The 8,566-nt window shown below is 38.8% G+C and carries 9 protein-coding genes; 2 read left to right on the forward strand and 7 right to left on the reverse strand.

From position 1 onward, the window contains the following. Nucleotides 1-7: 7 nt before the first annotated feature. The 5 genes from ASE42_RS10055 to ASE42_RS10075 form a co-directional block, all read right to left on the reverse strand. Nucleotides 8-1,270 carry a PTS ascorbate transporter subunit IIC gene (locus ASE42_RS10055; RefSeq protein WP_024425191.1) on the reverse strand — a complete coding sequence of 421 codons (1,263 nt, stop codon included), beginning with the start codon at nt 1,268-1,270 and terminating at the stop codon, nt 8-10. Between the two features lie 25 nt (nt 1,271-1,295). Further along, on the reverse strand, nt 1,296-1,562 hold the full coding sequence (locus ASE42_RS10060) for a PTS sugar transporter subunit IIB (RefSeq protein ID WP_056766683.1): 267 nt from the start codon (nt 1,560-1,562) through the stop codon (nt 1,296-1,298). A 15-nt stretch (nt 1,563-1,577) separates the two neighbouring features. After that, on the reverse strand, nt 1,578-3,650 hold the full coding sequence (locus ASE42_RS10065) for a BglG family transcription antiterminator (RefSeq protein WP_156403020.1): 2,073 nt from the start codon (nt 3,648-3,650) through the stop codon (nt 1,578-1,580). 552 nt (nt 3,651-4,202) lie between these two features. Continuing rightward, on the reverse strand, nt 4,203-4,349 hold the full coding sequence (locus ASE42_RS19210; protein ID WP_235566700.1) for a hypothetical protein: 147 nt from the start codon (nt 4,347-4,349) through the stop codon (nt 4,203-4,205). Nucleotides 4,350-4,626: 277 nt separating this feature from the next. Then, nucleotides 4,627-5,580, reverse strand: coding sequence for a helix-turn-helix transcriptional regulator (locus ASE42_RS10075; RefSeq protein ID WP_056766687.1), 954 nt, complete (start codon nt 5,578-5,580; stop codon nt 4,627-4,629). A gap of 108 nt (nt 5,581-5,688) precedes the next feature. Between ASE42_RS10075 and ASE42_RS10080 the strand changes: the two genes are divergently transcribed. Together ASE42_RS10080 and ASE42_RS10085 are read left to right on the forward strand one after the other, a co-directional pair. Beyond that, nucleotides 5,689-6,168, forward strand: coding sequence for a GyrI-like domain-containing protein (locus ASE42_RS10080; protein WP_056766690.1), 480 nt, complete (start codon nt 5,689-5,691; stop codon nt 6,166-6,168). Between the two features lie 21 nt (nt 6,169-6,189). Next, nucleotides 6,190-6,654, forward strand: a complete 465-nt coding sequence (locus ASE42_RS10085) for a hypothetical protein (RefSeq protein ID WP_034622069.1) — start codon at nt 6,190-6,192, stop codon at nt 6,652-6,654. Between the two features lie 257 nt (nt 6,655-6,911). Here ASE42_RS10085 and ASE42_RS10090 read toward each other — a convergent pair whose 3' ends face one another. Further along, complete coding sequence (locus tag ASE42_RS10090) at nt 6,912-7,352, reverse strand: SMI1/KNR4 family protein (protein ID WP_056766693.1); 441 nt, start codon at nt 7,350-7,352, stop codon at nt 6,912-6,914. Beyond that, the coding region (locus tag ASE42_RS18610) for a pre-toxin TG domain-containing protein (RefSeq protein WP_235566701.1) at nt 7,352-8,566 on the reverse strand (1,215 nt) is incomplete at its 5' end. The genes ASE42_RS10090 and ASE42_RS18610, both read right to left, overlap by 1 nt.

The following is an 8,566-nucleotide window of genomic DNA, read 5'->3' on the forward strand; positions in this document are numbered from 1 at the left end:
CTCCTTTTTACAGCTGAAATAAAAACTTGATCAATCCAATCAAGATTCCGATGATACCAAAGTCTGTATCTCCAAACGTTGTCCCTTCAAAGCCAAGGGCTCCTAACACAGGTAATAAACAGGCAGGTAAAAAGGAAAGAAGCAATCCATTTACAAAGGCCCCAGCGACAGCACCTCTTACCCCTCCTGTTGCATTGCCATACACGCCTGCTGTAGCACCGCAAAAAAAGTGCGGGACAAGTCCAGGGACAATGACAGTTAAACCAAACAAAGGTAAAAGAAAAATGGATACGATGCCTCCTGCAAAGCTGCATAAAAAACCGATAATGACCGCATTTGGCGCAAATGGAAAAACGGTTGGCGCATCAAGTGCCGGCTTTGCCCCCTTCACGAATCGATCGGCAATCCCTTTAAACGCAGGCACGATCTCGCCAATGGCCATCCGTACCCCTGCTAAAATAATGTACACACCAGCAGCAAACGTAATCGCTTGAATGAGAATGAAGACAGCGAAGTTCGTGCCACCGCTAATTTGTTCTATATAAGGAATTCCTGCAAACGGTGCAATGGCAAAGAACAGTAAAGCCATCGTAATCGAAATGGCAACAGATGTATCTCTTAGAAAACCGAGTGATTTAGGCACTTGAATGGTTTCCGTTGATTTTTCTGGAGATCCAACCCATTTGCCGATCATTCCCGCAGTAAAATAACCGAAAGTACTGAAGTGTCCGAGCGCGAGATCATTGCTTCCGGTGACTTTCCTCGTAAACGGCTGAAGGATTGCGGGTGCAATGACCATAGCTGCACCTAATATCATTGAGCCAGTGGAGATGAGCAGCCACCCGTGCATGCCGGCTGTCGAGAGAACGACGGCGAGCATCGCCGCCATATACAACGTGTGGTGACCAGTCAAAAAGACATATTTAAAGGGTGTAAATCTTGCAAGTAACAAATTGACCAGCATACCAAAAATCATGATAAGTGCTGTCTGTGTACCGAATTCCTTTTGAGCAATGGCGGCCATAGCATCTGTATTTGGGACAACCCCTTGAATGTGAAAGGCTGCTTCAAACATCTTTCGAAAAACCCCAAGTGAATCAGAGACGACTGTAGCGCCCGCCCCTAATATTAAGAAACCCATGGTTGTTTTCAAGGTGCCTGACACAGTGTCTGCAGCTGATTTTTTCTGCAAAAGTAAACCGGCTAGTGCAAACAAACCGATGAGAATGGCAGGTGTGCCCAATATATCGTTCATGATCAGTTCTATCATGATGTGAATCCCCCTTTTTCATGACTTAAATGTGTTGACGAAGGACGTCTTTAATGGCTTCCTGGTCTAACAAATTGTTTAAGCCAGCCACATTTCTTGTGCCGTCATTCAGCTGGTCAATAATATCAGCTGCTCCGATATAAAGGTCGGCTGGTTCATTTTTACTTGTACTGAGATCGGTATGATCCACTTCAGCTTTAAGACCTAATTCTTCTAAAGCTTTTTTGACATTCATTTCTACAATAAAGCTGCTTCCTAACCCGTTTCCACATACAACAAGAATTTTTTTCATTTTCTTACTCCCCCTTTATACTTGTGAAAATTGATCAATTAGTTTTTGAACCGATGCTAAATCTTCTGCTTCAATCAATTGTTTCGTGCGTTTCTCTTCACTTAACAGCATGGTCAGCTGTTTGAGTGCTTTCAAGTGGCTCATGCTGTCAATGGCAGCTAACACAATGACAAGCCGCACCTGCTTTTTTCCATCCTTTGAAAACGAAATGGGCTGTTTGAAGGACATGAGCGTCATGCTCAATTTGTTCACGCCATCCTCGGGCCTTGCATGTGGGATGGCCACTTGTGGTGCAATGACAATATAAGGACCATTTTGATGAACAGACTGTATCATGGCTTCTACATAACATGGTTTAATAGCATTTTGATCAAGTAAAGGCTGCGCCGCTTTTGTAATCGCCTCTTGCCATGTGTCTGCTGTTTGGTGGAGCTTGATGGTTTGTTCTGTTAATAAATCATTTAACACTGGGTTCCACCCTTTCTGATAGGATACATATGTGGGATGTAGCAGCTCCCGAATGTCATGAAGCAGTGCTTGTTTATTTTGTACGATGGTATGCTGCTGAATGATGTTGAATAAAGCGTTTACATGCTTCTCGTCAATCTTCGTTTCTGAGCCTTTTCCGTATTGAAGTAATGTTTTTTTCTCATAGGCAGTTAAAATAGGATGAACGAGATGAACTGGTTTTCCTTTAAACGAAATAGGTGTTGTGGACACAACGAAATTTGCATCAACTGCTGCTAATTCTTCATATGCACGCTTTGATAACAGTCCGCGTACTTCAATGTAGCCGATTAATTCGAGAAGCTGAGTTTTCAGCATGTTACTTGTGCCGATTCCTTCTCCGCAGACAATGTATACAGAACGCCTGGCAATGGATGAAATTCCTTCTCTTCTCATCCAGCTGCCAAAATGCATGGCGAGATATGCAATTTCATGGTCACTCAACTTTGAACAGGCCGCCTTTTCTAAATGACATGCAACTTTCTGAGTGATTTCAAACACTTCTGGCTGTGCTTTTTTTATAGAATCCGTCAGTTCGTTGATCATACTAATGTGATAGATGAGCCTGTAATAGGCTGGAATTAAATGCATTGTTAAGTTTTGCTCCAATGCTTTTGGTTCTTGAAAGGAAATACAAGCATATCGCTGAAAGTCAAATATCATTTGTCTGGCGATGGTGCGAATGAGATGTTCTTCTGGTTTTTTAATTGATGGAAGTTTTTGTTTTTTTGCACTGAGCCATAAGGTGCTAAGAAAATAGATCTCATCATCATGAACAATGAGACTGGCCTCTTTTTGAATCTGTGCCATGAAACGAATAGCCGCCAAGCATTCCTCTGTTTCCTGCAATGTTCGCTTTTCTTCGTTTGAAATGTGTACAGCATGCCCCAGCTTCATCCGCTTAAAGTAAAAAAAGAGATCCAAAGAGAGCTGATCCAGCATCTCATCTGCAAATTCAAGCTTAAGTTCTTGTTCTGACTGCTGGAGGAGATGGTGTACCCGTTTGGATGAAATAGGTCCCTTTAACCAAAACGACGGAAACGTTTTTTCGTTTTTTATCATGGTGCGAATGAAATGTATATAAGGTTTGAGTGCCAATCGAATGGCCCTTTCGTCTCCTGAAATGACATAGCCGCTTGCTGCCTGATAGCGGAGTGTGATCTCCTGCTTTGAGAGCGCTTCTTTTAGCTGTTTCATATCCTCGAGTAATGTATTTCGGCTCACCTTTGTCATCTTCATAAAATCATCTATTCTTAGGCAATGCTCGCTGCATGCAATGGTTAAAAGCAAGATAGCCCTTCGTTCCTTTACACATGGTTCATAATCGTGACCAACAAGAATGGTATCAGCTTTTTGAATAATGATTTCTTTTTCATGAGGATTTAAATAATAGCCACGTTGGCCTTTTCGCTGCACACCACTAAGCTGATGAGTTTCAAGCCAGCTGTTCATTCGCTTGATTTCAGCGTAAACGGTTCGAGTCGAAACGTTCATTCGATTCTGCAAATCTTCTATTGATAGATAAGATGTCGTATGAAGCAGCATAGATAGTAACGTCGTGCCCCTTTTGGTTAAGTACAGTTGGAATTCCTCCTTTCTTTCCCTTTGCTTATAAGTCTAATCAACTCACATGCATCAAAGAAGTCCAAATGTCTTCAGCACGTGCTGTGCAGCGATTGTGTGCTCTTTTCATAAAAAAAACACACCATTTGAGTGTGCTTTGAGGCTTGTATACTATTTGAGAACCAATAAACGCAAAAAACCTAGAATGGTATAGAGCCAGTCAAGGTTTTTTCATTTCTTATCATCTTTTATTTTTCTTATATGTGACGCTCAAAATTATTTTTTGTTTAAACTAAATCCGAAATCCAAATCGTTTTCAAATGAAATACAAATACACCAATCACCTTCTAAGGATATAAAGTAGTGGTGCTGTGGGATATCTAAAAAATAGACTAGTAACTCTTTTAAATGTTTTAATTCAAACTGGTACCCAAACTCTATAAGGTTATCCCCTATGTAAATTACTTGTAAGTTATTTGCTAAATATTTTTCTTTTAATTCAGTTATAAATAGAAGAGCATCAGGAAGTAACGATTCATTATTTGAGCTCTTACTATAATGTTTATTGGTTTATAACCAATCTATTTTTGAACCAGCAAAATCAAATTTTTGTTCTATTAAGTCTAAATAAATTTTTGGATTTGTATGTACTTTGACATATTTAAGAAGGTCTTTTAATTCCAAATCCTTTATTAGATCTTCATCATAAGAATTCAATAAAATTACCCCTTTTGTGTTTTTTAATGTCTTTATTGTCAAGATCTATAGGAATCGCTGTTTTGTCATTTTGTTGCAATCATTTCAGTGTACAATGCCATTGAAGCTTGCTGATCCGTCTCTGACAAAGCATATTTATCTTTCTTCAACAGCTGAGATCTAAAGAAGATGGAAATAAGATTGGTGGTTCATTGAGATTTTGTTCGAAAACTTGGAGCAAGAATTTTTTGATACGACTCACCTTCATGTATCTAGTATGAGGTCTAACCAGCATTGATTATGGACAATATAGGAGTAGTCTCTCTTGTAAACTTTCCAAGATTTCTACAGGCATTTCCCTGACCTTGATATCATCGCCTAGGAAAAGTAGCCAATTTGTTATTTCTTCTGAATGATTAACATCGATAAAAGTCTTTAAAATGGCTGTAGTTTGGTAAGGATTCGTATAAGAAATTGACATTTTGAAAGGATGGTATTTTTTGAACTGTGCAATTGCCTTTGGACCAAGTTCAAGGTCAAGGTTGATTACTTCCTCCTGCTTACTTAGTTTTTCTAAAATCTTTTTCCTGCTTAATCTATTTTTTGTAGAGCAAGGTTCAACATCTGTGAGGTTGTCGACAGGCAAAATCCGTTTCTTCTCTTCCTTTAAATCAAAGCCTTCAATCAGCCAAAGGCTTTTTTCACGATAAAGGTTCAAGAGGTAAATAGGATAGGACTTCATCACTTTCTCCTCTCTCATGGTAATCAGTAAATATCGATCCAAAATAAGCAGTTGGATTAATTTTTCTAACATGGGATGAGGGAGATCTGTCAAATCAAGCAGATCAGGATTATTCGGATTAGTCCCTTCAAATAGCAAGAGGCGATTTAACAGAACAAGGTCATCTTGCTGGGTTTCTGAGATGAGTCCTAGTAATTTTTCAGCTAAAGACTGGCGACTCTTTAAATAAGGGAGTTGTTGGTTTCTTGTGGCCATAAAGGCAATAAAAAGAGCTTTAATTTCATTATCGGTAAAACGAACAGTTGGCAGGACGGAATTGTTCATCACAAAATATCCCCCGTCCCTTCCGACTTCAGCGACAAGCGGCATCCCCATAGCTTCAATTTCTCTGATGTCTCTAATTGCTGTCGAACGAGAGATATGAAATTCTCTCATGATTTCAGAAATTGTAAAGTTGGCGCGGTTGTTAATATACCGCATGATGGTATTAATCCGTTCAACTTTTTTCATCTGATCCCCCTAAATAGTATCATTTTTTGACATGATTTAAGCCTATTATATATTTATCAAGTGAAAAGAAAAAACATTTGATCAATTTTTCAAAAGGAAGTGTTGAATATGGCAGATTATATATTAGAACAAAAAGACAGCTTTCACGTGTTAGGTATTGGAACTGAACTTAAGAGTCATTACACAGACTATGCGGGCATCACGAAGGAAAAAGCAGACTTTTGGCAAGCAGTCACAAAAGAAGGAAAGCTTGACACCTTAAAAGCCATTGCCTCAAATGACTATATTTTTATCGTAAACGAAGCGGTAAATAACAAGCTGATGCATTATGTCGGGGTCATGACAGAGGAATCGTTACCAGAAGCGGACAGAGTGATTCAATTTCCTAAAGGGGAATATCTAATCGTGAAAGGGGAAGCTAAAACCGCTGATGAATTGCATCAAACGCTTACTGGTATTGCATTTGGTCAAGTCTTGCCTGAAGCGAAGAATTTCGCTTATGTTGGTGGACCAAATGCAGTGGTAGAGATGGGGCAGCGAAACGACTTATTACTTGGTGAGATGTGGATTCCTGTTGTACGAAAATAAGAAGGATATGGAGGGATAGAAATGGCCTATATCGTTGATTTTAAAAATGTGTCTACGATTGGTTTAGAGTCTTCACCTGTAGCAGAAGCACTTGCTGGCTTACGAGCTAATGAGGCTCGTTACTTTATGAACAAATATAAGCATGAATTTACAGTATTGCCTGCTAGCGAAAGTCAGGATACCCTTGATTATGTGAACCGAGTGTTAAAAGAAGAACGTGAACTAGAGTTTGCAGCCAAACCTTTAGAAACGGCAAGTTTTCAAGTAGAAAATATCAAATGGACCTACGTCTTTTATGAGGATGGTCTTGCAATTAACGTCCTGTATACATTGGATGACCCGAAAAAACGTGCTGTTGGTTTTAAGCTTTCTGAAGGTATGGAAGTACCAAAGGAATTAGAAGGGAAATTTAAATTTGCTAGGCAGAAGTCTAAACTTGCTGGAACGATTCGTGGGTCATTTTTTAAAATTAAAGGGGAATATTGAACTCGAATTTGTGAATCTGATGAAACAAATAAATTAAAATTATTTCCCCCTTCTAAACAGAGCAGCATTCTCTATGCATTATTAGAGGATGTTTTTCTGTTTATTGTACCCACTTCCTTGATGGTACTATCATCATGGTCTTGATTCTCAAACTAGTCATTTTCTTATTAACTCATTCAAATATCAGGGTAGTTTAATATTAATTAAAGTAAAAAACCTTGAAAGGCATTTAGCCAATCAAGGTATGCGTTTTATTTTTAATCAACTAGTAACTCCAAGTAATATTTATCATTTTCTTCTATTTTTCTTAAAAATTCTTCAAGAGAAGTCGCAATTTGAATATCATAATAGTAAACCGGACTGCTATTCTTTTCATTCAATTCAATTGACATTAAAGCTGATTCACTACCTTCAAAAAATATTAGTTTGTTATTTTCAAATTCATCATAGATTTCTATATCAGGATAAAACTCAAAATCATTAACTCTTAATCGAAAATCTCTGACGGAATAAGGATCCATAATACGATTGTTATTAAACTCTGAACCTTTAATAAACCCGTAGCCAACCTCCATATAAAAATTAACTAACTCTTTAGGAAATTTTAAATCAAGTTCCTTCTCAACCTCTTTTATTTCATTTTCGGTTACTGGATAAAAACTATTTTCTTGATTTGCCTTCAAAGATTCGTATCCCATTATTTTTTACCTCCTTTAAATAGTTCGTTTGCTGGTGAACCTTTCCCATGAATACCAGCTTGATGCTCATTTGGGAATTTTGCAGGATGCATATTCCACCATTCATGCTCTCCTCCAAATGTATTCTCAATTATGTGATGAGCATCATACTTATCTCCTTTTTTCCTAATTATTTTACCTGTTTTTTCTGAAATAACATTTTCATTATACTCAGGCCACTTTTGCCCAGTATTTTCTTCCCACTTTTTGATTACTGTATTTTTTACTTTATCAAATTCTGCTCTATGCTTAGCTGTTTCTATTGGTGTCATTTTTTTATATTCTTTATTTCTTAAGGCTTCCTTCAACTTCTCTGTTTGTTTTTTAGGTAACTCTCTACCTGTTCGTCCTTCTATATCTCTAATATATTTTTTTATTGTATCAGAATCTATCTTATTACCCTTAATCCCCATTTTACCATGAAACCCTTTAGCCCCAAACGGCAAAAGCATCCCCAGAGCCGCATTCATACTCGCTTCCTGCTGTTCTTTCGAAATTTTATTTCCAAACATATCTCGGCCTGTGATCGCTTCGCTGAAGCCGTTGGTGGCGGTGAGGCCATATAAACCTTTTTGAGATGTTTTCAGGGCGTCAAAGGATTTTTGTGATGTCTTGTAGATATCGACTGCCCTGACTGCGGCTGATGTGGCTTGGGTCGTTTTATAGACAGCTTTTCCGCCTTTGAAAATGCGGCCTGCCCAGCCGACGATTGGGATGTAGCCTGCGGCTGCCATGCCGCCTGCCGCGACTCGCTGTCCTGCGGTGAGTTCCTCTCCTGTGATTGGATCAACGCCCGTTGCGGCACGTTTTGCATCGTTCACGCCGGTCAGTTCATTCACGATGTTTCCACCATAATCGAGGGCTTTTTCATACCAAGGGCGGTTGGCGAGCGCTTCTTGTTTCTTTGCGATTTCGCGGGCTTCTTCTTGTTCTTTTTTGATTTTCAGATATTCAGAAGTTTGCTTCTCAATATCGCTTTTTGCCTTGTAGATTTCGCTATTTTGATAGGCTTTCTTGTCAAAATTCATAGGCGAAATCGCTTTTCCGTCATTTGTCGCATTCATCATTTCAGCRTACAATGCCATTGTAGCTTGCTGCTCCGTCTCTGACAAAGCATATTCATCTTTTAAATTTTGATCAAGCTCTCTTAGTTCTTTGACCGTCTTTTTTCGTTC

The sequence above is a fragment of the Bacillus sp. Root920 genome (assembly GCF_001429445.1).
Taxonomy (GTDB): domain Bacteria; phylum Bacillota; class Bacilli; order Bacillales; family Bacillaceae; genus Bacillus; species Bacillus safensis.